The organism is Paenibacillus sp. GCM10027629, from assembly GCF_042676425.1.
Classification (GTDB): domain Bacteria; phylum Bacillota; class Bacilli; order Paenibacillales; family Paenibacillaceae; genus Paenibacillus_K; species Paenibacillus_K terrigena.
In genome coordinates this window covers 1,017,487-1,043,188 of the sequence record NZ_JBHTGZ010000003.1, presented here as the reverse complement: position 1 = coordinate 1,043,188, position 25,702 = coordinate 1,017,487, and the positions used below count along the sequence as shown (strand labels likewise).

Genomic DNA, 25,702 nt, shown 5'->3' with positions numbered 1-25,702 from the left:
GGTTTGTTTCGGTCATTTTGCTTCATAATAACAATCAGAGATAGGAGTGATTCAAATGAATCATTGGTTAAAAGTGGTCTGTGGCGCCGTATTTGAAGTCATGTGGGTCATTGGGCTCAAGCATGCTTCAACACCCTTGGCATGGATCGGTACGATTATCGCAATCTATATCAGCTTCCATGTCATCATCGTCGCTTCACGCAGTCTTCCCGTAGGAACCGTTTACGCTGTATTCGTTGGGTTAGGAACCGCTGGAACCGTCGCTTCCGAGATGCTATTCTTCGGTGAACCCTTCAACCTCGCGAAGCTGCTGCTCGTCCTCTTGTTACTGCTTGGTGTCGTTGGACTGAAACTCGTAACAGGAAATCATGAGCAAGCTGAAGGGAGTGAAACATAATGGCTTGGATCTTACTCATCTTGGCTGGTTTATGTGAAACGCTCGGTGTCGTCATGATTAATATTGTGAATCGCGATAAGAACTGGAAATCTGTCGTTTACCTGATCCTGGCTTTCGGTGCCAGCTTCGCACTCTTAACCATCGCGATGCGCTCAATTCCAATGGGGACGGCCTACGCGATCTGGACAGGAATTGGGGCCTCCGGGGGAGCGCTGATGGGTATGTTCTTGTTCCATGAATCCAAGGATTGGCGACGCATCTTGTGTATCTTCATTATCCTCGGATCGGTCGTCGGTCTCAAAGCCATCTCATAAAAGTAGGGAACAAGGATCTCAGGATCCTGTTCCCTATTTTCCTAATGGATCCATACTCCGATTATGGAAGCCTGAGTGAATTTACCATTTATTTGTGATGATGCAGCAGATGAAACGGCTTTAGCTTCAACTGTTGATAGTCCAGCCCCCGCCGTTAATGCAAATGATAACATCACTAATGTACATATTCGAATCGTTGTTGATTTCATCATGGTTATCATTCTCCTCACTTGTTCCCTTAGAATTAGCTCCATTATGAGATCAAAATGTGAGGAGAATGTTTTTCTTTATCAACGGGATGTCATCATATCATGAAGTAATTGTAAATGATCTCTAACCCTATTATTATGCCTGTGAAATTAACCGATAAAAGTCAGCCGCATTGCGACCAAATAACTTCTCGCGATCTTCTGAACTCACTTGTGAATCCATCGACTGTTCAAGCACACCTACAACCTCATCATAGCTTGCTGCAAGCAGACATACAGGCCAGTCACTACCGAACATGATACGGTCATACCCGAATAGGTCGATCGCATGGCGTATATATGGGATAATCTGTTCCGAGCTCCAGTGCTGATGATCCGCTTCAGTCACCATGCCTGACAATTTGCAATAAATGCCTGGATTCGCTGCAATCTCCGCCATTTGTGATCGCCATGGCTCGAATACTTGCGCTGCAATTTGTGGCTTGGCAATATGGTCGATCACGGCATGCAAATGAGGCACTCGCTTCAGCAGCTCTACGACCGAATGCAGTTGATTCGACGTGCATAGCAGATCAACAGGCACTCCCGTATCTGCAAGATTTGTAATCGCTTGCAGCATCCCGGGTTCAAGAACCTCATTGCTATCCTTCATTTCTTGAATCATGATCCGTACGCCTACGAATTTGGGATGTGCACGAAATCGCTCTAATTGCTGCATATAATCTGGTGCATTCAGATCTAGCCACCCAACTACCCCGAGAATACTCGGATGCTGTGCAGCCAATCCCAACATAAAGTCTGTCTCCGCGATACTCTCTGCCGCTTGAACAACAATCGAGCCGTTAATCTGATGCTCCTTGAGCAGTGCTTCAAGATCTGTAGGAAGATAGTCTCGATAAAGTGTCGGTAGTTCCGGTGTTAACCAACCATAATCATCTCTTTGAATCGACCAGTAATGCTGATGTGCATCAATTCGAATGGCTGTCATGAGGACGCGATAACCCCTTTCTTCAAAATGATATTCGCATACAGCGCACGCTCACCTGTTGCGACGACCGCGTAACATTTCTTCGCTTCTTCGTAGAATGCGAACCGTTCAATCATCTCGAACGATACGTCTTGTCCTTCATGACGTTGCACAATCGCACGATATTCATCCCAAATCGGTGTCTCTACGTTATCTCCTGGAACAAGATCCATGAGCGCAACCGGATGTTCAACATATGTATCTAACGGCATAAGCTGGAGAATCGCGTCTAACAATTGTGGTATGCCATGTCCATCTGCACGAATGAGGCGCGTGGCATGACTTGCGGATGGGAAATTGCCATCAGCGAGGACGATTGTATCTCCATGCCCCATCTCCATTAAGATTTTTAGTAATTCCGGCGAAATGATTGATGAAATCCCTTTCAACATGTCGGTCACCCTTTTTCCTTAATCTATTAATGCTTCTATTATAACGTACAGATCATGGCATGGTATTATATTTTTTGCTCTAAATATGTCTATTTTTGATGTATACTAACGAATCAGTTGTTCTAAAGCATAGCACTCATCTTCGATTTGCGACATCTTCTGCATCAACAGGTTTCTCGCATCGGCTACCCCTTTATTGTATAGATGAGGTGCTAGCTCCTTAAGCATAAAATCAACGATCGATTCCGCTGCAATATTTCCTAACGTCTCAGAACGCTCTTCCTCAAAAAACAACTGAACATTGCGAATAATCATCTCTTTTTGCTCTCTGGGCATTTTAACAGGTAAGGCCATCTTAATTCTCCTTTTTAACTAATAGTTAATATCATTAATAAACTACCGAAACCCCTGACACGACTGTGTTCGTCAAAAAGCCTAATCATATTTAATCTCATTAATTAATCTGTATTCTTTTTTTATTTAATGACATTAATGAAACAACTTTTTCTGAACAGTGCCATTTGTGATCCTATCGGTCATACGTTAGAATTGAGATACGCATCCTACAATTCAATAATGGAGGTTGATCCATGGAACACTTAACCGAAGAAGAGAAGCAAGGTGTCTATAAAGCGATCTTCAAACGAAGGGATATACGATCATTTCTACCCGATCCCCTCCCTTCAGCTGCGCTAGAACGCATTCTAGAGAGTGCGCATCATGCTCCTTCCGTTGGCTTTATGCAGCCGTGGAATTTCATCATGATTGAGCAGCAGAAGACGAAGGATGATCTCGCATACATCGTCGATAAGGAACGCCGAGCGCTTGCCATTCATTATGAAGATACAGACCGTGATCTTAAATTCCTTGCACTTAAAATTGCTGGCATTCAGGAAGCACCTCTGACCATCTGCGTAACCTGTGACCCATCGCGCGCGGGTGATCATGTCCTCGGACGAAACTCCATTCCTGAGACCGATATGATGTCCGTGAGCTGCGCGATTCAGAATATGTGGCTTGCTGCTTACGCCGAAGGAATCGCGATGGGCTGGGTCAGCTTTTATAAGAAACCGGATGTCCGCCGCATTCTCGGTATTCCACCACATATCGATCCTGTAGCTCTGCTATCCCTAGGATATACGGATTCTTACCCAGATCGCCCTTTGCTCGAAATTCACGATTGGGAGCGACGTCGTGCGATGAACGAACTAATCTATCAAGACCAATGGGGAACGCCAAGAACGACGTAACGATCATGATCAGTTTATGTATTAGAGCCACATAACAGCGGCAGCCGCCAGCTCCGATGCGATGTGGTTCTTTGCTGTGCCAACATCTATGGACGAGGAACTTCCTCTCTTTTCATACCTCGTGTTTGCATTTTGATCTGTTTCAAATAAGCAACGATGATGATGCTTATGATGATAAGTAAGAACCACGAGCTTAATTTACCAAGATGTACCCAGGTCCATCTAGCCATCTGATCCGGATACTTCCACGCACCGAGCAGGGTTGAAATATTCTCCGCGATCCAGATGAAGAACGCAATGAGAAAAAAGGACAAGATAAGAGGCATCTGATAGCGAACTTGACCCACCGTATAATAAACTTTTGTCCGCCAGAAGGCAATGAATAACAAAACAATCCATATCCATCGTAGGTCCATTATGAAATGATGCGTAAAAAAGTTCAGATAAATGCCTACCCCAATGGTTACAGCTATCACCTGACGCGGCCATGCGACCAAGTACAAATCGAACCGTCTCCAAGCTTGGCAAATATAACTTGCTACGCTAGCGTACATAAACCCACTATAGAGCGGTACACCACCAATCTTAGACCACGCTTCTCCGGGATATGCCCAAGATCCCATATGAACCTTGTACAATTCAAGTGCGAGACCAATCAAATGGAATAACATGATCACTTTCAGCTCGTCCATCGTCTCGAACTTGAACTTCACCATGGCGATCTGCGCTAGGATGCAGACCAGCAGAATCAAGTCATAGCGATGGATGTAGGGTAGCGAGATGAACTTCGTAATGCCTAACGTTAAGAATATGACGACAGGAAATATACAACAGAGTGCTTGATTCCATCCGAATAACCATAGTTGTCGTAACCTGCTCATTGGTACCCTGTCGTGCCACGTACGGCCAAAAACTTCGCTACGCCATAGAGGTCATCGAATTGAAATTCTGCCCTCGGATCCTTCTCACGAACCAGGATCGAAGGAATCCCTGCCTGTCGTGCGCCGAATACATCCGCATCGATGTTATCACCGATCATCCATACTTCATGAGGCGTTCCAGACTTCTTCATCGCAATATGAAATATTTCGGGATTCGGTTTCTCATAGCCAACCTCTGCCGAGTTTACAATCTCAGATATCACGGTTTGAAGCCCTAAGTGGGCTGCAATCGTGCGTAATTCTGGAACATGATTGGATACAATCATATGTGACCAACCTTGTTCGGCTAACGATTGAAGCACGGGCAGTGTATCGGGGTACAATTCCCACATCGGTAGATCCACATATTTGATCCGCGCGGTTGCGGATAGTCGATTGGCTATATCATTTGAGAAACCGAGATCCTCATAAATTTGCTTAAAGATCGATTCTATGTGCGCCCACCACAATGCTGGGGTGTTCAGATGGATATGAGGTTTCTCCGGCTCTTGCCAAGGAAATCCTTGCCCTAACCGCGGCAAAATATCATCACGATTTACGTCATGCTGCAAGTGATGTTCAACCAATGCTTCCCATATCGAGGCGCTCCATGCTTTACCTTTCAGACCATCCATTCGGCCCCCTAGTGTGCCGTCGAAGTCCCAGAACAAAACCTTTTTCATGTCTGCACCTCCTGGTTGCGATTTTCATGATATATCCACCAAATGTTTCGTACAATTATACAATTCACATTGCCATACCTCTGCATCTCGGATCAACGTCGTAAGTGATGTGTTGTTTAAGTGAGGTCGGTTCGGATCATTCGGCATCAATCGGTTCAGCATGTAGCTTAGAAACGTGCCATGACTAACGAGTAAAATTCGCTTACCCGGATGCTGGCTCACCATATCCTCAATACATTGGAGTCCTCGCCTTACACTTTGTTCTTCGGTCTCTAATCCGAGTGTTGTCACATAATCATACCAATCCTCGCCCCATTTGGAGACGCGCTCCTCCTCCGTCGTTCCATCGAGCAATCCGCCAGACACTTCGCGAAGTCGTGCATCGAAGTGAATTTCCTTCAAGCCGAGTGCATCTGCGATGATCTGTGCGGTCATGGCAGCACGTGACAGATCACTGGTGTAGATTAGATCCCATGCCCCTTCATCCTCTCGCAATCTGGACGCAAGCGCTTCTGCTTGCTGAATCCCTTCTGACGCCAATGTAATATCCGTATGACCTTGAAATCGGCCTTCTTGATTCCAAAGGGTAACACCATGTCGAATTAAGCCCAGTCTGTTCATTCGATTTTCCTCCCCCATGAACAATAAAAAGGAAAGCTTCTCAGCTTTCCTATTCTATCACAACCTATTTTTTTATTTTATCAAAAGATGGAAAACTCATTCAACCCTACCCTGACATCTTATTGCTTCGTACCGGTGAGAGCGATCCCTTCAATGAAATACCGTTGGAAGAACAAGAACATCAGAATCATTGGCCATACCGCAAGGATCGAACCCGCCATCAAGACAGGGAAGTTCGTGAAATGTTCTCCTTGTAAATAAGCAAGACCCGCGGACAACGGCATTTTATCCATCGATGTATTAACGATAATCGGCCACAAGAGATCATTCCAGGACCACAAAATGGTGAAGATTGCCAAGGCTACGAGACCCGGCTTTGCGAGTGGAATAATAACACGCCAATAGATACCGAAGTAATGGCAGCCATCGAGCTTCGCAGCTTCCTCCAGCTCCCTTGGAATCGTCATGAAAAATTGACGAAGCAAGAATGTACCGAAGACACTAAATAATCCAGGAACAATCAAAGCTTGCAAGGAATCGATCCAACCGAGCTGCTTCATAAGCATATACTGCGGAATAATAAATACCTGACCTGGAACCATTAAAACCGATAGACAAAGAATGAACAGAATATTGCGTCCCGGGAAGGATAATCGAGCGAATGCATACGCTGCCAGCGAGCAGAAGAAGAGTTGGCCAATCGTCTTCGCAGCCGTCGTGATGACCGTGTTGAAGTAGAACGTCTTGAAAGGAAGTGATACCATCGCTTTACTATAGTTGTCGAAATTAAAGGATTTCGGGATAATCACTGGCGGTACATGCGTAGACTCAGTTAATGATTTAAATGATGTCAGCAGCATCCACACGAAGGGAATCATCATGAGAACGGCGCCAACGATGAGTAAAGCGTGAATAATCAACTTCGACCGGTTCGTAGTTCGTACACCTGTAGCTCTCATGCCTAGAACACCCTCCTATTCATAGTGAACCCATTTTTTCTGCAATTTCATTTGAATGGCTGTAATGATCAATATGACGAAGAGTAGGACAATCGCAATGGTCGATGCATACCCCTTCGCATTATCCAAGAAAGCATATTTGTAGAAGATGAATACAACAGTCTGTGCGGATTCGATCGCAATACTCTTATCGCCGATCATCATGAATATCAGGTCGAACATTTGGAATGCACTAATGAGCTGCATGACCATAACGAAGAAAATGGTGGGTGTCAGAAGCGGTAAAGTAATGTTGAAGAACTTATAGAACGGCCCTGCTCCATCAAGTTCCGCGGCTTCATAATAGCTAGAGGATATCCCTTGCAAACCAGAGAGAAGAATGATCATGTTGTTCCCGATCGCCATCCAGACAGCCACTACGATGACAGCATAGAGTGCGAATTTGGGATCAGACAACCAGGTTGGACCTTTAATATGAAAAAAGCTGAGAATATAGTTAATAAATCCATAATCACCGTTGTACAGCCATTTCCATACAATCGATACCGCAGCAGGCATCGTTACGACCGGCAGGAAATAGAGTGTACGGTAGATTGTGAGTCCCCTTACTTTCTGATTGAGTAGAGCCGCTACGATAATCGAAAAGATCACGGTTAATGGTACCGACCATACAACGAACAGTAATGTGTTCCGAAATGCGCCCCAGAGCACCTTATCCTGTAGTAGTCGCTCATAGTTTTTCAGTCCACTCCACGAATACTTGTTGAATGCGCCCCATTCCGTGAAGCTGAAATAGAATGTCTGAATAACGGGCCACATATAGAAAACGGCAATTCCGAGTATCAATGGGGCGACGAAAATATATCCCCACAGCCACTCTTGCGTTTTCATTGGACTTAATCTTCGCTTCATCATCTGACGTGCACGAACATCTGCTTCAATCTGCATCTTTGCCGCCTCCTAATATGATCTGTTATGATGAATAAGGCCTTGTTACTGCTAGCAGTGACAAGGCCTTATCTCGTGTGACAGTTATTATTCAGCAGCTAGCGCTTCATTCATCTTCGCAGCCATTTGTTTGCCAGCTTCTTCTGGACTGAGTTCTCCAGACCAAGCTTTCTTCAGAATATCCGATTCAAGTCCTGACCATTTCGCCGTGTACTTCGATACCGGATAAGGCTTAGAATACGCTAATTGATCGATGAAAATTTGAAGATCCAGCTTCGGCTGCGATTTCACCCATGCCTCTTGTGTGCCATTATAGGCAGGGATGGCTACGCCTGTCTTCGTGTGAATGTCCGCTACTTCCTTAGAGCCTAGGAATTTCAGGAACTCCCATGCTTCTTTTGGATGCTTGGTATTCTTCGACATGACGTGTCCAAGACCATGAATGACGACGGATTGCTGCTTGCCCTTCGGCAATGCGGCCACACCGATTTTGTCCTTCAGATAGTCATTGTTCGCAAAATCAATCGCATTCCAGGAGCCTTCCCACAACATGGCAACTTTGCCGGACGTAAACATGTTAAGGGCTTCCGTATCCGTCATTTGCGCCATCGTCGGCGATGCTTTGTATTTATGAATCAGATCAGTCCAGAACTTTATCCCCTCGATCGCTTCAGGCTTGTCATACCCCGAAGATTTCTTATCGTCGGAGATCATGTAGCCTCCCGCTTGGTAGATGGTGTTGTAATATCCACCTTGCGAATCGAAGTTCGCCGCAATTCCCCACTGACCTTTCGCTGGATCCGTCAGCTTCTGCGCAGCATCGATCATTTTGTTCCAATCCCAAGATGCGTTCGGATACTCCACCTTTTTCTCATCGAACAAGGCTTTGTTATACCAGACACCAATCGTATCGAAATCCTTCGGGATACCGTAGGACTGGCCGTCATACGTGTACAAATCCACGAGCGATTTCGGATAATTGTTCATGTCATAATTGTCTTGCTTGATCAAATCGCCAAGCGGCATCAGCATATCATTAGCGGCATATTGCATAAATCTCGGACCATTCATCCAGAACACATCCGGCAGATTATCGCCGTTGGCCGCTGTCTCTAACTTTTGCCAATATTGCTTATTCGGCGTGTCTTCAATCTTGATTTTAATATTAGGGTGCTTCTCTTCAAACGCTTTGACAATCATGGAGTAGGCATCTTTATAACCACTTGCCCCCCATCCTGCATAAGTGATCGTGACCGTTTCCTTCGAGTCAGTCGTATTCGAATCCGTCTGGCCTTGACCTTCCGTTGATGTTGATGTCTTCCCTCCATCATCTGATGAAGTGCCGCCGCCTGAACATCCAGCGACCGTAACCATTAGTGCAAGCAATGTGAGCATAAAAATCCGTTTCATCCGTAAGTCCCCCCATAATCATTTCATATGATTTGTGTGCCTTAATGCCTCGGGTGAATCGATTGACTACACTGTCATGGTTCAATATGCTATGGTTCCAATCAACATCTAGCCTTGCTGCGAATCGAATACCACCTCCTTGATGGAATATACATGATGTTTCGTTCTAGACTGCGCCTTCCGGAATGAAGCTTCTGTAATAAGCATCAATTTCAATCGCTTTGCCGTTATTCAATCTTGATTCTTCCGCAGCGAAAGCCATCAAGTGACTGCGTACAGATGCCGATGCCGAAGTAAGACCTTCACCGCCGTCATACTCACGGATTTCTTTCAGGAATGTTCTCACAATACCTTCATCGCCTCCGCCATGTCCGAATGTGCCCGGATTGACTTTGATCGTCTGCTGCTCTTTCGTCAGGAAATCATAAATCGTGAACGAGTTATTCTCCATATCGCCGCGAATTTCGCCTTTGGTACCCATAATCTGAACGGTGCGTGTCTGATTATGTGTGAACCCACACATGCTGAAGGTTGCTGTCGCACCATCTGCGAATTCCATAGACGCCACTTGGTGATCCACGACATTATTGTCGCTATGGTATACACAACGACCGTAATCATTCGTCTGAAGCGCTTCCAAAATGCCTTCGCGGCTGTTGTCTAACGTGAACTTACGTGCCCATCCTTTGCCTTCACCGAGGTAATAACGTGCAGCGTGATAAGGACAAGTAAGTTCCGCAGGACAGCCATCAAGACAACGAAGCGGAGCACCCTCTGGTGCATTCTTCTCATTGAAGTGCATCAGTGATCCGTAAGAGCTAATTCGCATACACGGCTGATTCATAAGCCATGAGAGCACATCCATGTCATGACAGGATTTCTGGAGAATCATCGGACTTGACACATCCGAATTGTTCCAATTGCCGCGAACGAAGCTATGGGACATATGCATATGCTCGACATTTTCATTCAGTTGGATTGAAGCAATTTGACCGATTCGTCCTTCGTCAATAATACGTTTGATTGTGGACCAATAACTCGTGTAACGAAGCACATGTCCAATGATTAGAAGTCGGTTGTTACGTTTCGCTGCAAGCTCCATCTCGATACATTCACGCGGTTCTGGCGACATTGGCTTTTCCAGCAGAACATGATAACCGAGATCGAGTGCCTTCAAAGTAGGTTCATAATGCATGCGATCCATGGTACAAATGATCATGACATCTGCCATTTTCGGCTTATTCAGGACATCCTTCCAATCGGTAAATGCCATCGATTCTGGGATGCCATGATCTTGCATAAAGCTCACTCTACGTTCTTCATTCGGCTCGGCTACAGCGATAATCTGCAGCTCGTGTGGAAAATTGATGGCATAAGGACCATAGGCTCTAGCACCTCGGTCTCCTGCACCTAATAGGATTGCTGTAATTTTGTTCATACGTTTACACTACCTTTCGATAAGAATTTGGCTATGAATAGAGGATTCTCTTATCATCAGTTCAAAGGGTAATACCATTCTAAAGGGCATCGGATACGCTCCGTCCATCCAATCTAGAAGCGTCTTCGTTGCGGCCAGCCCCATCTCGTATTTCGGAATATGTACAGATGAGAGTGCTGGAGATGTATATTTGGCAAAATCGATATTATCAAGACCAATAAATGCAATATCTTCAGGGATACGCAAACCTGCCTCTGTAACCGCTCTCATCGCTGAAATCGCCATCATGTCGCTCGCACAGAACATAGCAGTAGGCAGATGATCCGGATGCTCGTGCAGTAAATTTTTCATACGTGCATAGCTGAGATCGACATCCCATTCGGAGTTCATGATCCAATCTGAATTTACCGGAAGACCGGCACGCTCTAAGGCTTCGCGAAATCCTCGGAATCTTTTCTCCCTCATCATGTCTCCTGTTAGACCCACACCACCGATAAAACCAATCTGCTCATGACCCTGTTCAATTAGATGTTGGGTCGCAGCCTTCGCCGCGATCACACGATCATAAGCAATCACGGGTACCGTCGGGTCAGAGATATCAATCCCAACACTGAATGGAACAACTTCTTTTAACCTCTGATAGAGTGATTTCTCGACGCCTTCGACGAAAATCAAGCCATCCGGCTTCCCATCACCTTCGAATTGATGATTCTCCAGATCTTCACGAATCTCATCTTCCGTTCGAATGAAATGCATCACACAACCCAGGCTTTTCAGTTTATCTTCAATGCCAGCCAGAATGGGCGAGAAATACGGATGGTTATACTTATTGTTCGGAAGTGATAGAATACATCCAATTCTTCGCGGTTGTGATTCTGGTTCGACTTGATTCATTTTCTTCTGCATCAAACGTCTTGGTGTTTCATTCGGTTTATAGTTCAACGCTTTCACAGCTTCCCATACTCTGTTCTTCGTATCCACGCTGATATGCTTACTCGTATCGTTATTGATGACGCGAGATACCGTGGAAATCGATACCCCAACCATTTGGGCAATATCCTTCAAAGACGGCATGTTCCACCTCCCATACTCCTTCTATTATCTCTAGATGTCACTATTCTCTCCAAATTTGGGTGATTTACATTTAATATAAGGGGCATTCGGGGAGGTGTCAACGTATATTTTTGGGTATATTTGGGCCCAAATACTAAGTTGTTGGATTTTATTTGTCAAGATGTTTTAATGATGCTTACCGCTTTCGCAATATTTAGATATGTGGTATGGATGGGTAGAGAATAACGAAGATAGATACCGCAAACGTATGGATGATGCGAGGACGTAGGATAATCATGTGCAAACACGTATTTTTATTTCACGCAAAATAATATATCTCACCTTTTTTCGTTGTTATGTTCTTTCACCATTTTATCAGAACGTAAGTTCGTATTGTAGATCGTTAAAAAAGCCGATCCCTTGGGCTCGACCTTCTCATCATTATCATATCTCCTACCGCAATATCATCTCGAATTCAATTTCATGCTTCACAGGAATATCGTCCCCATCTTGTACCGCAATATAGCCAGAGAGCTGACCAAATCGATGGACCTGTTCATGTAAAACTAAGCATCCGATTTCTCTGGCTTCCAACCAACAGCCATACTCCAGATATGGGCCTCCCTGAGGATCGCCCAGACCACATCTTCCTTCCCGCGAACGTAAGCTTCGCGATCATCGCGATATAGCTCCGCGAGGTGATTTTTTACTTGTCCATATGTATGACATGCTTCGGGATGTCTTCTTAAATAATCACGAAATAATAAATTCAATTGCTCCGACCAGCTGCCTGCTTGACGAACATGAATATGGGTTCTTGGCTTTCCCGGCACCTCACGGAAATAACGTTTGCTAAGGTCGTCATTATCTGCACGGTAACGATAACCTACACGTTCCAGAATTGTCTGATATGTTTCCATTTCACTCAAATTTGGAACAGATATTTGAATATCAATTATCGGTTTCGCTGCTAACCCGACCACAGAAGTCGATCCCACGTGATCAATTCGAAATACGTTATCACCTAGTGCACTGCGCAAAGCACTTCCCAGCTCCAGGAATTGATTCTTCCACTCGGGTCGGTATACCACGACTTCAATGGGCTCCATTTTACTCCTCCTTCCTCAGACAGTCGACCGCTCGATTAGCCGATACGTCAACTCTTTTCGCATTGAAGGCAACGACTTATCATTCATCCGTTCGAATAAAATTTCGAAGGCATTTTTCCCAACGTCATACATCGATAGTTCGATTGTCGTAATGCCAAGCACCTCCGCAATGGGGTGATTATCCGATCCAATCACTGCTAAATCCTCAGGGACACGAATGCCGTGCTTTCTAGCTTCTGCGACGATCGCAGCAGCGGGATGATCTCCACTCCCGAGGATCGCCGTCGGTCGGTTCTTCATGGCTAAGAGCCTACGAACCACTTCAACCCCGCGTTCAAAATCGAATATGCGCTCGAATTGCCATTCTGCGTAAGGCTCCTCGCCAATCGCTTGAAGCGCATCCATATAAGCCCGCTTTCGGTTCATATTAATGTAGCTATCTCCGCGACCGATGAAATATCCAATTTTCCGATGCCCTTTAGCAATCAAATAATCCATCCCCAGCTTGAAGCTGCCGTAATGATCGATAAAGACGGATGAAACCGCACGATCCCCTGCATTTTCACAGGCAATAATCGGGCCATAGACCGTATAGGGTTCAATTTCATCCCATGTCATCGTTTTCGAACAGAAAACAATGCCGTCAACTTGCTTCATACGAAGCATATCAAGCACCTTCTGTTCTTCTTCTGCCCGATAATCTGTCTGACATAGGATTAGCTTGTAATTACACGCTAAGGAAGCATTGGCGATCCCGTCAGTAATACCCCCAAAATAGGGGTGATTCACATACGGCAAGACGACGGCGATCATCGATGTCTTCCCTTTCACGAGATGGACCGCATTCATATTCTGCGAATAATTGAGCTTCTCCACCGCTTCAAGGACAGCGGCCCGTTTGTCTTCTCGCACATAAGGATGCTGATTCAGTACACGTGATACCGTTGCAATCGATACACCCGCTAATTTTGCGATTTCCTTAATATTGGCCATGAAACACGTTCACCACCTTTTCTGAAAAAAGACTCTTGACCTGAAAAGCTTTTCATATTTTATCATGAAGTTGTAACATCCAGTGCAGTCATCAAATGCGGTCATTACCTTCATTGGGCGTCATGGCCGCACCATTTCTTATATCATCATAGAGGAGGAATGTTATCATGGGAAGACCTATCGTATTCTTCGATATTGACGGTACATTACTGAATGAAAATAAAGAAATTCTAGCATCAACTCGCATCGCCATTCATGAGCTTCAGCAACAAGGCATATATACAGCCATTGCAACCGGAAGAACTCCAATCTTGTTCGAAGAAATTCGGCAGTCGCTGGGAATCGATTCATATGTCGCAATGAACGGGCAGTATGTCGTCTTCGAAGGACAAGTTATTTACGACAATCCCATTCCACAAGAAGAGCTTATCAAGCTTCAAATCGAAATGCAGCGCAATAATCACCCGTATGCCCATGTGAGTCATGACGATTTCAAATCGAGTGTGGCGAACCATCCTTACATTCGCGATTCTTTTGGTGACACAAAAATCGTCTATCCGGAGGTTGATCCGACCTTCCATCTTCGTGCTCCGATCTACCAAGCGATTGTATTCTGTGAAGAAGATGAGCGCAGCCATTACATCGACCGTTTCCCCCATTTCACATTTTTGCCTTGGCATACGTATGCGTTAGATATTCTTCCCAAAGGCTGCTCCAAAGCCATTGGTATTACCAATATGTTAGAACACGGCAACTTTGAACTTGTAGACAGCTATGCCTTCGGTGACAATAACAACGATCTTGAGATGCTCTCACTTGTTGGAACGGGTGTCGCCATGGGCAATGCACTCCCGGAGACCAAGGCAGTGGCAGACATGATCACAACTTCATGCAATGAAGACGGCATCTATCATGGGCTGGTGAAACTCGGTCTAATCGCACCTGTCCTACAAAAACAAGAAGAAACGTCTTTGTCGACCCAATAGGGCGATAAGCGTTTCTCTTGTATTTTAAAACAATATTTGATTCAGTAATTGCGTGTGCACTATAGGATTGGAGAAATTAATCGTGTCACTGATTCTCCAATCTTATGCAACCGCGGCCTCGATTCGTAAATCTCGCGTGTTAGACGGATGGAATCCTTCATATCCTCTTCAAAAATGGCATGCAGCTTGGAAGGCGCCTCTCCTCCATATAGAAACGCGTTCACCTCAAAGTTCAGCTTAAAGCTGCGGATATCCATATTCGCTGTACCTACGGTAGCAACTTTGCCATCAGCGACCATCGTCTTGGCATGTAAGAACCCTTTCTGGTACAGGTAACACTTTGCCCCGATTTTAAGCAGCTCTCCTAAGTATGAGTACGTTGCCAGATGCACGATTTTATGATCTGGAACAGCCGGTATCATAATCCGAACATCCACCCCAGACAAAATGGCCATCCGAAGTGCATTCTGCATCGTTTCATCCGGCACAAAATACGGTGATTGCAGATACAACGTTTCTTTCGCGGAATTAATGAGTTTGATACATGCATTCTTGATCTGTTCTTGGGTACTATTGGGTCCGCTGGATACGATCTGCATCGCATTAAGACCCGAACGCTCCACAGGGACGAAATACTGCTCCATCTCTGTTAGACGCTGTGTCGAGGCCAGATCCCAGTCCATAATGAATTGTGCTTGCATCTGAAACACACTGCTTCCATTCACCTTCAAATGGGTATCTCGCCAGTAGCCGTAACGGGAATCTAGACCGAGATATTCATCCCCCACGTTAAATCCGCCAATAAATCCGATCGTCCCATCGATAATGGCCAGCTTCCTATGATTCCGATAGTTCAATCGAAAATTCACGTAAGGTATCCGCGACGGGAAAAAGGCAGCGACTTGGCCGCCCGCTTCAATAAGCGGTTTGAAGAAATCCTTCGACAAGCCTGCACTCCCAATATCATCATACAAAAATCGAACATGAACATGCTCGCGTGCTTTCAGCGTTAGTGCGTCCAACAGTCGGCGCCCGAGATGATCGTCCCGAACGATATAATACATCACATGCACGTGATGCTCCGCCTGCAGAATCGATTCGATGAGCGCATCAAACTTCTCATGACCATCCGTATAAATCGTAATATCGTTATCTTGCGTAAGGATCGATTTGGCCGCTGACAAATTCATGTAGATCATATCCTGGTAATCCGTGATGGATGTATCGTGGAACTTAATCTGACCCTCTCTGAAAAGCTGTTGCTGTGCTCGAACCATATGATTCATATTTTCATGCTGTTCTTTGGGAATCTTATAGATTTTACGTTTGCTAATGTTCTGACCGAACATAAGATAAAGTATAAATCCAATCCCTGGGAGAAATAACAGGACCATTAGCCAAGCCCATGTATTTCCGACATTACGTCTCTCAATGAAGATGACCGCGATCGCCAGGACCATGTTCAATATTGAGAGCATTGAAAAACCAGAGCTCCATATATTCAAATTGTCTGGCCCGCCCTTCTAATCCATTTGATTTTAATGCTACAAGTTCTATTCTTTGTCCTGATTCGTGAACTTCGAGGTGATCTTCTCAAATGTCTCGACGAGCGTGACCAATTCAGCTTTCGTAAGGTCTTGCACTAAAGGTTCAAGCGCTTGATCACGTAGCTTCCCTGTTGATTTCAAAATTTCATGTCCTTTGTCCGTGAGCTGTACGAGTACAATACGACGGTCATTCGGATCGGATTGACGTGCGACATAACCGCTCTTCTCCAGTCGATCGATCATGACTGTAATCGAGCTTGGCTTCACTTCCAGACATTCAGCGAGCTGTGATAGTTTGCACAATCCTAATTTGTACAAACGAAACAGCATCATGATCTGAGGCGGCGTAATCCCAGCGGGAAGCTTCTCCATCACTTCACTATTCAATTTCTTGTGTACGAGATCCATTGCTTTCTGAAATCTTTCTAGATATGACTCCATAGTTCCTCCCCAAAAACCCTTATCAAAATTATTTTTGATCATCAACAATTAGATAATCTAAAATTATCATGTTCACGTTGAAGTGTCAATGAAGATGAGCACCATCGCAAATTATCTGATATATCACTTAGAGTCAGTGTCGTCTTTTTCGATACACGGTATACTCAGGAGTGGTGGGTTGAATCCCCCGGTATACTACAAATTACGGGAGACATGGCAAAAAAGAGCTGTCCGCCGCATACTCACCGCGAATCAACTCTTCTACTTAGAAATATTCACTATTCACGATACCATTAGTCCTTGGTCAGCTCTGTATAAGCATCTGCCGTTAACAAATGTTGAACTGCATCTTCCGCCGTTCCGTCAACCTCCACCTCAACAAGCCATCCACCTGCATAAGGCTCATTGTTCACGAGTTCTGGCTCTGTCTCCAATTGCGAGTTGACGCGAATCACATTTCCCGTAATAGGGCTGTACAATTCCGAGACCGTCTTTACCGATTCGATCGATCCCATGCTGTCTCCTGCTGTCACTTCATAGCCAACTTCAGGAAATTCAATGAATACAATATCCCCAAGCTGATGCTGCGCATGATCGGAAATGCCAATTCGGATCGTATTCTCCGAGATCACTTCAGCCCATTCATGCTCTTCACTGTACCGCAAGTTTGGTTTTACTTCACTCATCTGAACGCCTCTTTTCTCGAAATGTCACTGTATCGGATTGCATATCGTTTGCTTGTCTTAGCTCCGGAGGTCTAATTCCCTATTAGCGTAGAACAACGAGAACAAGACTGTCAATATCCGGTATTAAATTATTTTCATTACCAAAAAAATTGATTGACAATGTGGTGAACGGTCGAGTATTAATGGAGTAATGGAAAAATAATAGTGCGTGTTCAAAAAGTCGGCATTTCAGCACCGAGAAGGTTGCGAGAACCCGAAAGGCGTATGCTTCCGTAGCGAGTTTTTCTTCGAAAAACTTTCAGAGGCACGGAGTTTAGGAGATACCTAAATGAGTACCTGAAATGTTTCCAAAGGAAACATACTTCGTAAGCATTAGCTCTTCAAGGGTGATTGCAAGATTCGATGTCGAATATGCATCCTGATCTACTTCGTGATCAAATGATGACTTTTTGAACAACCTCTAATAGCGGATGATGGTAACGGGAGAGATTACCGAACATAGGTAACGCCGAAGGAGTAAGCCTGCATAGGTGAATCTCTCAGGCAAAAGGACCTTTACCGGACGCACCTCTGGAGAGTATTCGAGGCTTCTAGCCGATCGAGTCACCCAAGGGGAAACTTATGGGAGAACCGCCCATAAGGTAACTCTCAGGTACAAAGGACAGAGCGAAGGAAATGGGATGCGTAGCGGCATCTATCGTTTCTTTTGCCTGTCCTTTTTTGTTGTTATCGCGTGCGCTCTACACAATCCAATCAGATGAGGTGAATGCATGACTCAGCTTCGCAGAACGACACTCTACCCGCTCTACGCTAACCATTCCGGTGTAAGATGTATTGACTTTGGCGGATGGGAATTGCCTGTTCAATTTCTTGGCATCCAGAAAGAACACGAAGCCGTACGACAACAAGCCGGGTTGTTCGATGTCTCCCACATGGGCGAATTTATCGTCACTGGTGAAGGTGCCGAAGCTTTTCTCCAGCATATGACGACGAACGATGTCACCAAGCTACAGGATGGTCAAGCACAGTATACTTGCATGTGTTACCCAACGGGTGGTGTCGTTGATGATCTATTGGTGTATCGCCTATCGATGTCGAATTATATGCTTGTCGTCAACGCCTCCAATATCGATAAAGACTGGGATTGGCTCAAAATACATCAACCGAGCAACGTGCAGATAGAGAATGTATCCGATCAGACCGCGCTCCTCGCCATCCAAGGCCCTCTGGCGGAAGCGATCTTACAGCAAGCAACGGAGGCACCTCTCGCGGGGCTCGCTGGTTTTGAGTTCATGAAAGAATCGTTTGTCTGCGGGGTAAAAACACTCATCTCGCGTACAGGATATACCGGGGAAGACGGATTCGAATTGTATGTTCGTGATTCAGACGCCCCTACTGTGTGGAATGGACTGTTAGAGCAAGGTGAAGGGATGGGACTCGTGCCAGCTGGACTAGGCGCTCGCGATACGTTGCGCTTCGAAGCCAAGCTGCCGCTCTACGGTCAAGAATTATCGGCCCAAATCACACCACTCGAAGCTGGTCTAGGGATGTTCGTTAAGCTTGATAAAGGGGATTTTATTGGACAGGAAGCACTCGCTTACCAGAAGCAATCAGGATTGTCTCGTAAATTAGTGGGGCTTGAACTGGTCGATCGCGGCATCCCAAGATCCCACTATCCCGTCTTTGCGAACGGAAACCGGATTGGCGAAGTGACAACGGGGACACAATCTCCTACACTCAAACGAAATCTGGGTCTTGCATTGATCGATACGAAATATACGGCCATAGATACCGAAGTCGAAGTAGAAATTCGCGGCAAACTGTACCGCGCCAAAATTGTACCCGCTCCATTCTATCGAAACAAGACACGTTCGACAGGAGGCACGAAAACAATATGAAACATCGCTATCTGCCTATGACACCACAAGACCAAGCCGACATGTTACAAGTCATCGGAATAGATTCCATGGAACAATTATTCCAAGACATCCCGACAGAAATACGCTATCAAGGCACGCTTCCCATCTCTGAAGCACTGGATGAAATATCTTTACTGCGCCATATGAAGCAATTGTCCGATCAGAATGCTGATTTTGACCGGTATACAAGCTTCCTCGGGGCAGGTATCTATGATCATCATGTCCCAGTCGTCATCAACCATGTCATTTCCCGCTCTGAATTCTATACCGCCTACACACCCTATCAGCCCGAGATCAGTCAGGGCGAACTGCAAGCGATTTTCGAATTTCAATCTTATATTTGTGAGTTAACAGGCATGGCCGTCGCGAATGCAAGTATGTATGACGGAGCAACGGCCCTCGCAGAAGCTGGCTCTCTCGCAGCTAGCGCGACGAGAAGAAAACAGCTCATCGTATCCCGGGCCGTTCATCCCGAAGCACGTCAAATTCTGCAGACTTCCGCTCGCGGGTTGAATCTGGACATCATAGAAATCGATATTCAGAACGGCGTAACAGATCTTGTGCACCTGGAATCGATGATCTCAACTGACACTGCGGCAGTTCTAATCCAGTCTCCTAACTTCTTCGGTTGTATTGAAGATATTCGCAAGATTGGCGACATGATTCATGCACACAAAGGACTACTCGTCGTTAGTAGCAACCCGCTATCGCTTGGGGTGCTTGAAAGTCCTGGCAAGTTGGGTGCTGACGTCGTCATCGGGGATGCGCAGCCATTCGGAATTGCAGCATCGCTTGGCGGTCCTACTTGCGGGTATTTCGCAGTAACGGAAGCCTTGATGCGTAAAATGCCGGGACGTATCGTTGGACAGACCCTTGACCGCGATGGGAAGCGTGGCTTTGTCTTGACCTTACAAGCCAGAGAACAACATATCCGCAGGGAAAAAGCGACCTCCAATATTTGCTCGAACCAAGCTCTATTAGCATTATGCGCATCCGTCTATCTGTCCACGATGGGCAAGCAAGGAATTCAAGATGTAGCGCGATTGAATATCCAGAAAGCGCACTATGCGGCAAATGCAATCCGCCATTCAGACCGGCTTGCTATCGCCAACACATCGCCGTTCTTCAATGAATTCGTCATCAAGCTGCCAGAAGAAGCGAACGTCACTCAAATCAATGAACAATTACTTGCTGCTGGTTACCTCGGCGGGTATGATCTTGGTCTTGCCTATCCAGAATTGCAAGGACATCTGTTAGTTGCTGTAACCGAACGGAGAACCAAAGATGAGATCGATCAATTCGTAACGCGTTTGGAGGCATGTCTATGAGCCAGAACCAAGCTTTAATCTTCGAGTTAAGTCAACCAGGACGCGTTGCTTACGCACTGCCTGAATGCGATGTCCCTGAAGTTAACCTATCAGAAATGATTCCGTCATCCTTCCTACGCACAGAACCTGCGGCGCTGCCAGAGGTCTATGAAGTCGATGTCATCCGGCATTATACCGCCCTTTCGCGTCGGAACTTCGGGATCGATAATGGCTTCTATCCATTAGGATCCTGTACGATGAAATATAATCCGAAGATCAATGAAGATGTGGCAAGGTTTGCAGGCTTCGCTAAGATCCATCCTTACCAGCCGGAAGCGAGCATCCAAGGCGCACTAGGCCTCATGTACACCCTTCAGCAAGATATCGCGGCGTTAACGGGGATGGATCAAGTCACGCTTCAGCCTGCTGCAGGAGCGCATGGGGAATGGACAGGACTCATGATGATTCGAGCCTACCATGAGAGCCGAGGCGAAGTACGTACCAAGGTGATTGTGCCGGACACGTCTCATGGTACGAATCCAGCTAGCGCAACCGTTGCCGGCTTCGAGACCATCACGATTCCTTCGAATGCTCGCGGACATGTTGACCTTGAAGCCCTCCGTTCTGTTGTAGGTCAAGATACGGCAGCCTTAATGCTTACCAATCCCAACACACTTGGGCTCTTCGAGGAGCAGATCGTAGAGATTGCTCGTATCGTGCATGAAGCAGGCGGTCTTCTCTATTATGACGGTGCCAACTCGAATGCGATCATGGGCATAACTCGACCTGGAGATATGGGCTTCGACGTCGTCCATTTGAATCTCCACAAGACAATGAGTACGCCGCATGGCGGCGGCGGACCGGGTGCGGGACCTGTTGGGGTTAAAGCAATCCTTACCCCTTTCCTCCCCAAACCGATCGTCGCAAAACGAGAGGATGGCAGCTATTACTTGGATGACAACATCCCGCAGTCTATCGGTCGAGTCAAAGCTTACTATGGCAACTTCGGCATCCTTGTTCGCGCCTACACGTATATCCGTACCTATGGCCCAGAAGGATTACGCCAAGTCTCGGAATATGCCGTATTGAATGCGAACTATATGATGCACCGGCTAGCTCCTTACTACGAGATTTCATATCCAGGGGTGTGCAAACATGAATTTGTCATGTCCGGCAAGAGCTTCAAACAATATGGCATCCGAACACTAGATATTGCCAAGCGACTACTCGATTTCGGCTATCATCCGCCTACGATTTATTTCCCATTGAATGTTGAGGAATGCATCATGATTGAGCCTACAGAGACGGAGAGCAAAGAGACACTGGATGCCTTCATTGATACGATGATTCTAATTGCGGAAGAGGCAGCCACTAATCCAGAATTGCTGCTGAATGCACCATACGATACTGTCGTTCGGCGTCTTGATGAGACACAGGCCGCTCGGAAACCTGTACTCAATTGCAGCTGCGGCTAATCCTGGCAAAACAATAAAAAACGAGGCAAAATTCGTCTGATGTCCGACGGATCGCGCCTCGTTTTATCATTTATGCGGTACCCTACCTATTCCTGAATCCGACCATATGCGCGTAGAATCCGTAAATGATTCAACGTAATGATCCCCTTCCATTCTTCTCGAGCAGCAGGCCATTCGTCTTCAAAGCGCCCCCACGCCCAGTTCGGTCCCCAGGATCCATCGGATAATTGCGATTCAATGAGTCGATCAAGCTCCCCGGGAATGACTTCAGCATAACGATCAAAGTATCTCGTATCAGGTGACTCAGCGACTTGCAAAGGATAAGCGCCATACCCTTGCCCTTCCTCTGGTTGATGGATCACACAGTTCTCGATGAATTGGTCGATTCGGTGAGTCATTCGCTGAACCTGATCTTCCGGCAGCTGCTCCGCTAGGCGAAGATAGCAGAACATTTCATGCATCTCATTACATGCGGAATGATGCAATATGTAGTCCATTGCTTCATCCACCACTTCCTGAACGAAGTCGCTAGGCACTAGATGTCGGTACTTGTACAGATAACCGGCTAACTCCGCATTTGGGTTCCCCCATGTTTCATCAAAGGCGCCGTAGTTCCACCATATCGCACGAGGAGATTCATCCGCTTCTCGTGGGGTAATATCCCATCCCTTCCGATCTTGCCGATAGGTATGGATTAAATATTGTATTGCATTTCGAGCGATTTCTTCATATTCCCCTTCTCCGTTCAGCTTGTCCAAGATTTGAAAAGCAATCGATGTACTGATCGCCGATGACACAGGGGTACGAATATCCGGTTCAAGACCATGGAATCCACCGTCCTGATTCTGATAACGGGATAATTGTTCCAAGACAGAAGCGGCGCTTCCACCTTCAAACTCATATTCGAACAGCGCTTTCTCCAGTGCGCGTGCCCCTTTTTTCATGTATGATTGTGCATGAGCAAAGCGAGATTGTGTTAACATTTCCATCCTAGCCCCTCCTCTGAACGAGAACTATTGTTCTCATGAAGACTATACCATATTTTGTATCTACATTTCATGCTATTTAAGTCATTTTAATGATGATATTCATTAAAATAGCTGCGCTGAATGTTCTAGAATGACATCCAGCACAGCTATCGAGTTTATCTTTTACTTCATTTTGTTCACGAGTTGATCATACTTGAACCGTAATAACTCAATCGCGTCCACGATATCCTCTTCCGATTGGATGTACACGGATATCCAACTGGATTCCGGATAGATATGATGAGGCTTTGCGCGCCCTTCTGCAATGAACTGATCTCGCGATGGTCTGGACATCAGGATATCCACTAGGAAATCACCTTGCAAATGTTCAAATTTCCTTCCCTTGATACAGAAATTCGATTCCACCGAAACGGTGGGGCTGCTGCGTCACGTCTGACCATGTCAGTAATTGTTCGCTAATGATTTGTTTCACGGATAAAGTCATATCTCATCTCTCCCCTGAACATCGAATTAGGATTGTTTGACGGTACGCTCCAGAGCGGTCCTTGGTTGCTTCACCCGGAATCGGATCCGGAAGAACAATAAGATTCCTACGTGAAGTGCAGCAAGAACAAGATACACATTACTATACAAATGACTATGCAGATCTAGATGAAGCGGATTCCAATTCAACTTATAACCCGTTGCCAACACCATACTGTAGAGACTGGCCGCGACGCCTTGGGCAATGAAACCGATCATCGAGAATAAGCCCATCCCTACGCCAACTTGGTCTTTGGGCAAGGTCGTAGAAATGAAATTAGACATAGCCACCTGCATGAAGGATTGACCAACATTGCCGAAAATGAGGAACAGTGATATCCATAACGGCGAAATGCCTACGAAGATGGACATGAAGATGAAGCACAAGATTAAACTGCTGGAAGCAATCGTGAACAGATGCGTATTTCCCTTCTTATCCGCAAGCTTGCCCCCCTGTCTTCCAAGAATGGAGGAGGCGATCGCAGCAGGAACCATTGCGAACCCGATCCAAGCGGAATCCAAGTGGTAGACGTCCGCGAACAAAATCGGAGTTAAGAAATATAACGATATCCCGATACAATGGATAAGAAATACTAACACAAGAGCGGTCGTATATTTCGTGTTGCGGAACAATTGGGGTTGAATGAACGCTTCATGAGCCGTACGGATGCGTAAGACGAAGAGGATCAATGCCACTGCACCTATCATCAACAACCAGAACGTCTTGTTCGTGATGCCGAGCAGCAGGGTTGAGACGGATACCGCGAGCAGCACGCCGCCAGGCCAATCAAATGTAGTCGATTTACTTTTCGGCTCGAATTCCAAATGTTTGCGATAGATCGGAAGCAATACCAAGATGAGCAGTGAGGGAAGGAACAACCATCTCCAGTTCGCAACACTGACGAGGACTGCTGCAATCACAGGGGCGAGAGCACCACCCAGCGCGATTCCAACGGCTGTCATAGCTATGGCAGAACCCCGCTTCTCCGGCGCAAAATATCGAATAGGTATCATCAAAGCCATCGCAGGAATAGCCGCAGCGCCTGCAGATTGCAAACAACGCCCTAGAAGTGCGACCCAGAAGACTTGAGAGACAAGACCAATCAGCGACCCAATTGCAAATAAAGTTAATCCAAACGTCATGAGCGTCTTCAGTTGAAACCGATCAGACAGTTTCCCATACGTTACAGTGCCAAAAGCATAAATGAGCGTATAGGCGGTTGTGAGCCAGCTTACTTCTGCGATTGATAATTGGAACTCCTGACTGATCTGCGGAAGTACGACATTGAACATGATGGCACTCATGGAGGAAATCATAACGGTGAACATTAACAAACGCATTAAAATGGAACCTTTCTCTTGACGCGAATCGAATTTCACAGGAATCACTCCTTGGATAATATAGAATGCATGCAAGTACACACTTGCATAATACTCGGAAAAAAACTAGGGCGTTAAAGCCCTAGCGAATAACCGCGTACTCTCCTCGATAAACTCTTCCAGCACGTGAGAACTAAGCCAGCTGTTAAATGCACCATAATGCATCCACATGAATGATAATGCCTGTAATTCCGGATTCGTGATCATTACCTTCCCTTCATTAGACATCTCCATCAGATAGTCCGTCAGAAGTTTCTTGAGCTGCTGCGGATGTCGGTCCGCCTCTTCACTAACCCCCTCTGGAAGGCTGCTGCCGCCCTTCTGTGCAATTAAGATGAGTTTACGATTCTGGTTCATGATCTGATGATATGTTCTACCAATCAAGAGAAGATCTGCATGCAAATCACCGACCAGACGATCGTGGAACAGCTTCGTCATTTCCTCTGCGTAATGATTGCGCTTCAGCGCAGCTTCCAGCAACTTCCCTTTCGTCCCGAAGTGGCGAAATACGGTCACTTCATTCACCCCTGCAACCTGGGCTATTTCCTTAGTTGATGTCCCGTCATACCCTTTCTCAGCCATTAGATCAATCGCTGCCTGGAGTATTTTATCACTTGTGCTACGATTATTAGTCATTTAATTTGCCCACCTTGAATGCAAGTACTTACTTACATTTCTATCTTATGCCATTCTTTCGTGATTGTCAATAACAGGAAGAGCCCCTCTT

General features: G+C 45.9%; 29 protein-coding genes and 2 riboswitches. Of the genes, 7 read left to right on the top strand and 22 right to left on the bottom strand.

Translation table 11 applies throughout. From position 1 onward, the window contains the following. Positions 1–55 precede the first annotated feature (55 nt). Both ACFQZR_RS05345 and ACFQZR_RS05340 read left to right on the top strand, forming a co-directional pair. Positions 56–397: a DMT family transporter gene (locus tag ACFQZR_RS05345; RefSeq protein ID WP_379343523.1), complete on the top strand. Its 342-nt coding sequence runs from the start codon at positions 56–58 to the stop codon at positions 395–397. Further along, a complete protein-coding gene (locus ACFQZR_RS05340; protein WP_018758010.1) occupies positions 397–711 on the top strand; it encodes a DMT family transporter in 315 nt (104 codons plus the stop codon). Before ACFQZR_RS05345 ends, ACFQZR_RS05340 begins: the two co-directional genes overlap by 1 nt. Positions 712–752: 41 nt before the next feature. On the opposite strand, the gene ACFQZR_RS05335 is transcribed toward ACFQZR_RS05340, so the two are convergent. The 4 genes from ACFQZR_RS05335 to ACFQZR_RS05320 all read right to left on the bottom strand — a co-directional run bounded on the left by ACFQZR_RS05335 (position 753) and on the right by ACFQZR_RS05320 (position 2,693). After that, the gene (locus ACFQZR_RS05335) at positions 753–923 is read right to left on the bottom strand and encodes a hypothetical protein (RefSeq protein ID WP_379343520.1); all 171 of its coding nucleotides are present in this window, start codon (positions 921–923) and stop codon (positions 753–755) included. 133 nt (positions 924–1,056) lie between these two features. Further along, positions 1,057–1,908, bottom strand: coding sequence for an amidohydrolase family protein (locus ACFQZR_RS05330; RefSeq protein WP_379343518.1), 852 nt, complete (start codon positions 1,906–1,908; stop codon positions 1,057–1,059). Beyond that, positions 1,905–2,339, bottom strand: a complete 435-nt coding sequence (gene fucU, locus ACFQZR_RS05325; RefSeq protein WP_379343516.1) for an L-fucose mutarotase — start codon at positions 2,337–2,339, stop codon at positions 1,905–1,907. The genes ACFQZR_RS05330 and fucU overlap by 4 nt, the downstream gene beginning before the upstream one ends. Before the next feature lie 105 nt (positions 2,340–2,444). Further along, positions 2,445–2,693, bottom strand: a complete 249-nt coding sequence (locus ACFQZR_RS05320; protein WP_379343514.1) for a DUF2164 domain-containing protein — start codon at positions 2,691–2,693, stop codon at positions 2,445–2,447. A gap of 236 nt (positions 2,694–2,929) precedes the next feature. Here ACFQZR_RS05320 and bluB point away from each other — a divergent pair, with 236 nt between their 5' ends. Further along, positions 2,930–3,589, top strand: coding sequence for a 5,6-dimethylbenzimidazole synthase (bluB, locus tag ACFQZR_RS05315; protein ID WP_379343512.1), 660 nt, complete (start codon positions 2,930–2,932; stop codon positions 3,587–3,589). A gap of 86 nt (positions 3,590–3,675) precedes the next feature. Here the strand turns inward: bluB and ACFQZR_RS05310 are convergent, their stop codons facing one another. The 10 genes from ACFQZR_RS05310 to ACFQZR_RS05265 form a co-directional block, all read right to left on the bottom strand. After that, complete coding sequence (locus tag ACFQZR_RS05310; protein ID WP_379343510.1) at positions 3,676–4,470, bottom strand: DUF817 domain-containing protein; 795 nt, start codon at positions 4,468–4,470, stop codon at positions 3,676–3,678. Further along, positions 4,467–5,192, bottom strand: a complete 726-nt coding sequence (locus tag ACFQZR_RS05305; protein ID WP_379343508.1) for an HAD family hydrolase — start codon at positions 5,190–5,192, stop codon at positions 4,467–4,469. The genes ACFQZR_RS05310 and ACFQZR_RS05305 overlap by 4 nt, the downstream gene beginning before the upstream one ends. Positions 5,193–5,216: 24 nt before the next feature. After that, positions 5,217–5,813, bottom strand: a complete 597-nt coding sequence (locus ACFQZR_RS05300; protein ID WP_379343506.1) for a histidine phosphatase family protein — start codon at positions 5,811–5,813, stop codon at positions 5,217–5,219. A gap of 119 nt (positions 5,814–5,932) precedes the next feature. Continuing rightward, positions 5,933–6,772, bottom strand: coding sequence for a carbohydrate ABC transporter permease (locus ACFQZR_RS05295; RefSeq protein ID WP_379343504.1), 840 nt, complete (start codon positions 6,770–6,772; stop codon positions 5,933–5,935). 15 nt (positions 6,773–6,787) lie between these two features. Beyond that, the gene (locus ACFQZR_RS05290; RefSeq protein ID WP_379343502.1) at positions 6,788–7,720 is read right to left on the bottom strand and encodes a carbohydrate ABC transporter permease; all 933 of its coding nucleotides are present in this window, start codon (positions 7,718–7,720) and stop codon (positions 6,788–6,790) included. An 87-nt stretch (positions 7,721–7,807) separates the two neighbouring features. Further along, a complete protein-coding gene (locus ACFQZR_RS05285; protein WP_379343500.1) occupies positions 7,808–9,130 on the bottom strand; it encodes an ABC transporter substrate-binding protein in 1,323 nt (440 codons plus the stop codon). A gap of 166 nt (positions 9,131–9,296) precedes the next feature. Continuing rightward, positions 9,297–10,568: a Gfo/Idh/MocA family protein gene (locus ACFQZR_RS05280; RefSeq protein ID WP_379343498.1), complete on the bottom strand. Its 1,272-nt coding sequence runs from the start codon at positions 10,566–10,568 to the stop codon at positions 9,297–9,299. Between the two features lie 9 nt (positions 10,569–10,577). Further along, positions 10,578–11,642: a LacI family DNA-binding transcriptional regulator gene (locus tag ACFQZR_RS05275; protein ID WP_379343496.1), complete on the bottom strand. Its 1,065-nt coding sequence runs from the start codon at positions 11,640–11,642 to the stop codon at positions 10,578–10,580. Positions 11,643–12,187: 545 nt separating this feature from the next. Further along, entirely contained in the window at positions 12,188–12,730 is a 543-nt protein-coding gene (locus tag ACFQZR_RS05270; RefSeq protein ID WP_379343494.1) for a GrpB family protein, read from the bottom strand. A 15-nt stretch (positions 12,731–12,745) separates the two neighbouring features. Further along, a complete protein-coding gene (locus ACFQZR_RS05265; protein ID WP_379343492.1) occupies positions 12,746–13,723 on the bottom strand; it encodes a LacI family DNA-binding transcriptional regulator in 978 nt (325 codons plus the stop codon). Between the two features lie 167 nt (positions 13,724–13,890). On the opposite strand from ACFQZR_RS05265, the gene ACFQZR_RS05260 reads away from it, so the two are divergent. Continuing rightward, positions 13,891–14,709, top strand: a complete 819-nt coding sequence (locus ACFQZR_RS05260; RefSeq protein ID WP_379343490.1) for a Cof-type HAD-IIB family hydrolase — start codon at positions 13,891–13,893, stop codon at positions 14,707–14,709. A 59-nt stretch (positions 14,710–14,768) separates the two neighbouring features. Here the strand turns inward: ACFQZR_RS05260 and cls are convergent, their stop codons facing one another. From cls to gcvH, 3 genes are all read right to left on the bottom strand, one after another. Continuing rightward, the gene (gene cls / locus ACFQZR_RS05255) at positions 14,769–16,187 is read right to left on the bottom strand and encodes a cardiolipin synthase (protein ID WP_379343488.1); all 1,419 of its coding nucleotides are present in this window, start codon (positions 16,185–16,187) and stop codon (positions 14,769–14,771) included. A gap of 75 nt (positions 16,188–16,262) precedes the next feature. Continuing rightward, positions 16,263–16,664, bottom strand: coding sequence for a MarR family winged helix-turn-helix transcriptional regulator (locus ACFQZR_RS05250; RefSeq protein ID WP_379343486.1), 402 nt, complete (start codon positions 16,662–16,664; stop codon positions 16,263–16,265). Positions 16,665–16,990: 326 nt separating this feature from the next. Beyond that, positions 16,991–17,383, bottom strand: coding sequence for a glycine cleavage system protein GcvH (gene gcvH / locus ACFQZR_RS05245; protein WP_379343484.1), 393 nt, complete (start codon positions 17,381–17,383; stop codon positions 16,991–16,993). A gap of 470 nt (positions 17,384–17,853) precedes the next feature. Next, a riboswitch (glycine riboswitch) is annotated at positions 17,854–17,948 on the top strand. 3 nt (positions 17,949–17,951) lie between these two features. Continuing rightward, positions 17,952–18,050: riboswitch (glycine riboswitch) on the top strand. A gap of 103 nt (positions 18,051–18,153) precedes the next feature. On the opposite strand from gcvH, the gene gcvT reads away from it, so the two are divergent. The 3 genes from gcvT to gcvPB are packed head-to-tail and all read left to right on the top strand — an operon-like array spanning position 18,154 to position 22,084. Then, a complete protein-coding gene (gene gcvT, locus ACFQZR_RS05240) occupies positions 18,154–19,281 on the top strand; it encodes a glycine cleavage system aminomethyltransferase GcvT (protein WP_379343482.1) in 1,128 nt (375 codons plus the stop codon). Continuing rightward, positions 19,278–20,630 (top strand): aminomethyl-transferring glycine dehydrogenase subunit GcvPA, encoded by a 1,353-nt coding sequence (gene gcvPA / locus ACFQZR_RS05235; RefSeq protein ID WP_379343480.1) that lies wholly within the window; start codon positions 19,278–19,280, stop codon positions 20,628–20,630. The genes gcvT and gcvPA overlap by 4 nt, the downstream gene beginning before the upstream one ends. Next, positions 20,627–22,084 carry an aminomethyl-transferring glycine dehydrogenase subunit GcvPB gene (gene gcvPB / locus ACFQZR_RS05230; RefSeq protein ID WP_379343478.1) on the top strand — a complete coding sequence of 486 codons (1,458 nt, stop codon included), beginning with the start codon at positions 20,627–20,629 and terminating at the stop codon, positions 22,082–22,084. Before gcvPA ends, gcvPB begins: the two co-directional genes overlap by 4 nt. A gap of 86 nt (positions 22,085–22,170) precedes the next feature. On the opposite strand, the gene ACFQZR_RS05225 is transcribed toward gcvPB, so the two are convergent. From ACFQZR_RS05225 to ACFQZR_RS05205, 5 genes are all read right to left on the bottom strand, one after another. Beyond that, positions 22,171–23,073 carry a hypothetical protein gene (locus tag ACFQZR_RS05225; RefSeq protein ID WP_379343476.1) on the bottom strand — a complete coding sequence of 301 codons (903 nt, stop codon included), beginning with the start codon at positions 23,071–23,073 and terminating at the stop codon, positions 22,171–22,173. Between the two features lie 162 nt (positions 23,074–23,235). Further along, positions 23,236–23,406 (bottom strand): luciferase domain-containing protein, encoded by a 171-nt coding sequence (locus ACFQZR_RS05220; RefSeq protein WP_483874911.1) that lies wholly within the window; start codon positions 23,404–23,406, stop codon positions 23,236–23,238. Between the two features lie 34 nt (positions 23,407–23,440). Then, positions 23,441–23,557 (bottom strand): luciferase family protein, encoded by a 117-nt coding sequence (locus tag ACFQZR_RS05215; RefSeq protein WP_379343472.1) that lies wholly within the window; start codon positions 23,555–23,557, stop codon positions 23,441–23,443. 26 nt (positions 23,558–23,583) lie between these two features. Then, positions 23,584–24,975: an MFS transporter gene (locus ACFQZR_RS05210; protein ID WP_379343470.1), complete on the bottom strand. Its 1,392-nt coding sequence runs from the start codon at positions 24,973–24,975 to the stop codon at positions 23,584–23,586. Between the two features lie 66 nt (positions 24,976–25,041). Continuing rightward, complete coding sequence (locus ACFQZR_RS05205) at positions 25,042–25,611, bottom strand: TetR/AcrR family transcriptional regulator (RefSeq protein WP_379343468.1); 570 nt, start codon at positions 25,609–25,611, stop codon at positions 25,042–25,044. Positions 25,612–25,702: the final 91 nt, after the last annotated feature.

What these genes read in the sequence shown, in the direction of transcription:
- ACFQZR_RS05345 (WP_379343523.1), top strand. Translation starts at nt 56, where the DNA reads ATGAATCATTGGTTAAAAGTGGTCTGTGGCGCCGTATTTGAAGTCATG.
- ACFQZR_RS05340 (WP_018758010.1), top strand. Translation starts at nt 397, where the DNA reads ATGGCTTGGATCTTACTCATCTTGGCTGGTTTATGTGAAACGCTCGGT.
- ACFQZR_RS05335 (WP_379343520.1), bottom strand. Translation starts at nt 923, where the DNA reads ATGATGAAATCAACAACGATTCGAATATGTACATTAGTGATGTTATCA.
- ACFQZR_RS05330 (WP_379343518.1), bottom strand. Translation starts at nt 1,908, where the DNA reads ATGACAGCCATTCGAATTGATGCACATCAGCATTACTGGTCGATTCAA.
- fucU (WP_379343516.1), bottom strand. Translation starts at nt 2,339, where the DNA reads ATGTTGAAAGGGATTTCATCAATCATTTCGCCGGAATTACTAAAAATC.
- ACFQZR_RS05320 (WP_379343514.1), bottom strand. Translation starts at nt 2,693, where the DNA reads ATGGCCTTACCTGTTAAAATGCCCAGAGAGCAAAAAGAGATGATTATT.
- bluB (WP_379343512.1), top strand. Translation starts at nt 2,930, where the DNA reads ATGGAACACTTAACCGAAGAAGAGAAGCAAGGTGTCTATAAAGCGATC.
- ACFQZR_RS05310 (WP_379343510.1), bottom strand. Translation starts at nt 4,470, where the DNA reads ATGAGCAGGTTACGACAACTATGGTTATTCGGATGGAATCAAGCACTC.
- ACFQZR_RS05305 (WP_379343508.1), bottom strand. Translation starts at nt 5,192, where the DNA reads ATGAAAAAGGTTTTGTTCTGGGACTTCGACGGCACACTAGGGGGCCGA.
- ACFQZR_RS05300 (WP_379343506.1), bottom strand. Translation starts at nt 5,813, where the DNA reads ATGAACAGACTGGGCTTAATTCGACATGGTGTTACCCTTTGGAATCAA.
- ACFQZR_RS05295 (WP_379343504.1), bottom strand. Translation starts at nt 6,772, where the DNA reads ATGAGAGCTACAGGTGTACGAACTACGAACCGGTCGAAGTTGATTATT.
- ACFQZR_RS05290 (WP_379343502.1), bottom strand. Translation starts at nt 7,720, where the DNA reads ATGCAGATTGAAGCAGATGTTCGTGCACGTCAGATGATGAAGCGAAGA.
- ACFQZR_RS05285 (WP_379343500.1), bottom strand. Translation starts at nt 9,130, where the DNA reads ATGAAACGGATTTTTATGCTCACATTGCTTGCACTAATGGTTACGGTC.
- ACFQZR_RS05280 (WP_379343498.1), bottom strand. Translation starts at nt 10,568, where the DNA reads ATGAACAAAATTACAGCAATCCTATTAGGTGCAGGAGACCGAGGTGCT.
- ACFQZR_RS05275 (WP_379343496.1), bottom strand. Translation starts at nt 11,642, where the DNA reads ATGCCGTCTTTGAAGGATATTGCCCAAATGGTTGGGGTATCGATTTCC.
- ACFQZR_RS05270 (WP_379343494.1), bottom strand. Translation starts at nt 12,730, where the DNA reads ATGGAGCCCATTGAAGTCGTGGTATACCGACCCGAGTGGAAGAATCAA.
- ACFQZR_RS05265 (WP_379343492.1), bottom strand. Translation starts at nt 13,723, where the DNA reads ATGGCCAATATTAAGGAAATCGCAAAATTAGCGGGTGTATCGATTGCA.
- ACFQZR_RS05260 (WP_379343490.1), top strand. Translation starts at nt 13,891, where the DNA reads ATGGGAAGACCTATCGTATTCTTCGATATTGACGGTACATTACTGAAT.
- cls (WP_379343488.1), bottom strand. Translation starts at nt 16,187, where the DNA reads ATGCTCTCAATATTGAACATGGTCCTGGCGATCGCGGTCATCTTCATT.
- ACFQZR_RS05250 (WP_379343486.1), bottom strand. Translation starts at nt 16,664, where the DNA reads ATGGATCTCGTACACAAGAAATTGAATAGTGAAGTGATGGAGAAGCTT.
- gcvH (WP_379343484.1), bottom strand. Translation starts at nt 17,383, where the DNA reads ATGAGTGAAGTAAAACCAAACTTGCGGTACAGTGAAGAGCATGAATGG.
- gcvT (WP_379343482.1), top strand. Translation starts at nt 18,154, where the DNA reads ATGACTCAGCTTCGCAGAACGACACTCTACCCGCTCTACGCTAACCAT.
- gcvPA (WP_379343480.1), top strand. Translation starts at nt 19,278, where the DNA reads ATGAAACATCGCTATCTGCCTATGACACCACAAGACCAAGCCGACATG.
- gcvPB (WP_379343478.1), top strand. Translation starts at nt 20,627, where the DNA reads ATGAGCCAGAACCAAGCTTTAATCTTCGAGTTAAGTCAACCAGGACGC.
- ACFQZR_RS05225 (WP_379343476.1), bottom strand. Translation starts at nt 23,073, where the DNA reads ATGGAAATGTTAACACAATCTCGCTTTGCTCATGCACAATCATACATG.
- ACFQZR_RS05220 (WP_483874911.1), bottom strand. Translation starts at nt 23,406, where the DNA reads ATGTCCAGACCATCGCGAGATCAGTTCATTGCAGAAGGGCGCGCAAAG.
- ACFQZR_RS05215 (WP_379343472.1), bottom strand. Translation starts at nt 23,557, where the DNA reads ATGACTTTATCCGTGAAACAAATCATTAGCGAACAATTACTGACATGG.
- ACFQZR_RS05205 (WP_379343468.1), bottom strand. Translation starts at nt 25,611, where the DNA reads ATGACTAATAATCGTAGCACAAGTGATAAAATACTCCAGGCAGCGATT.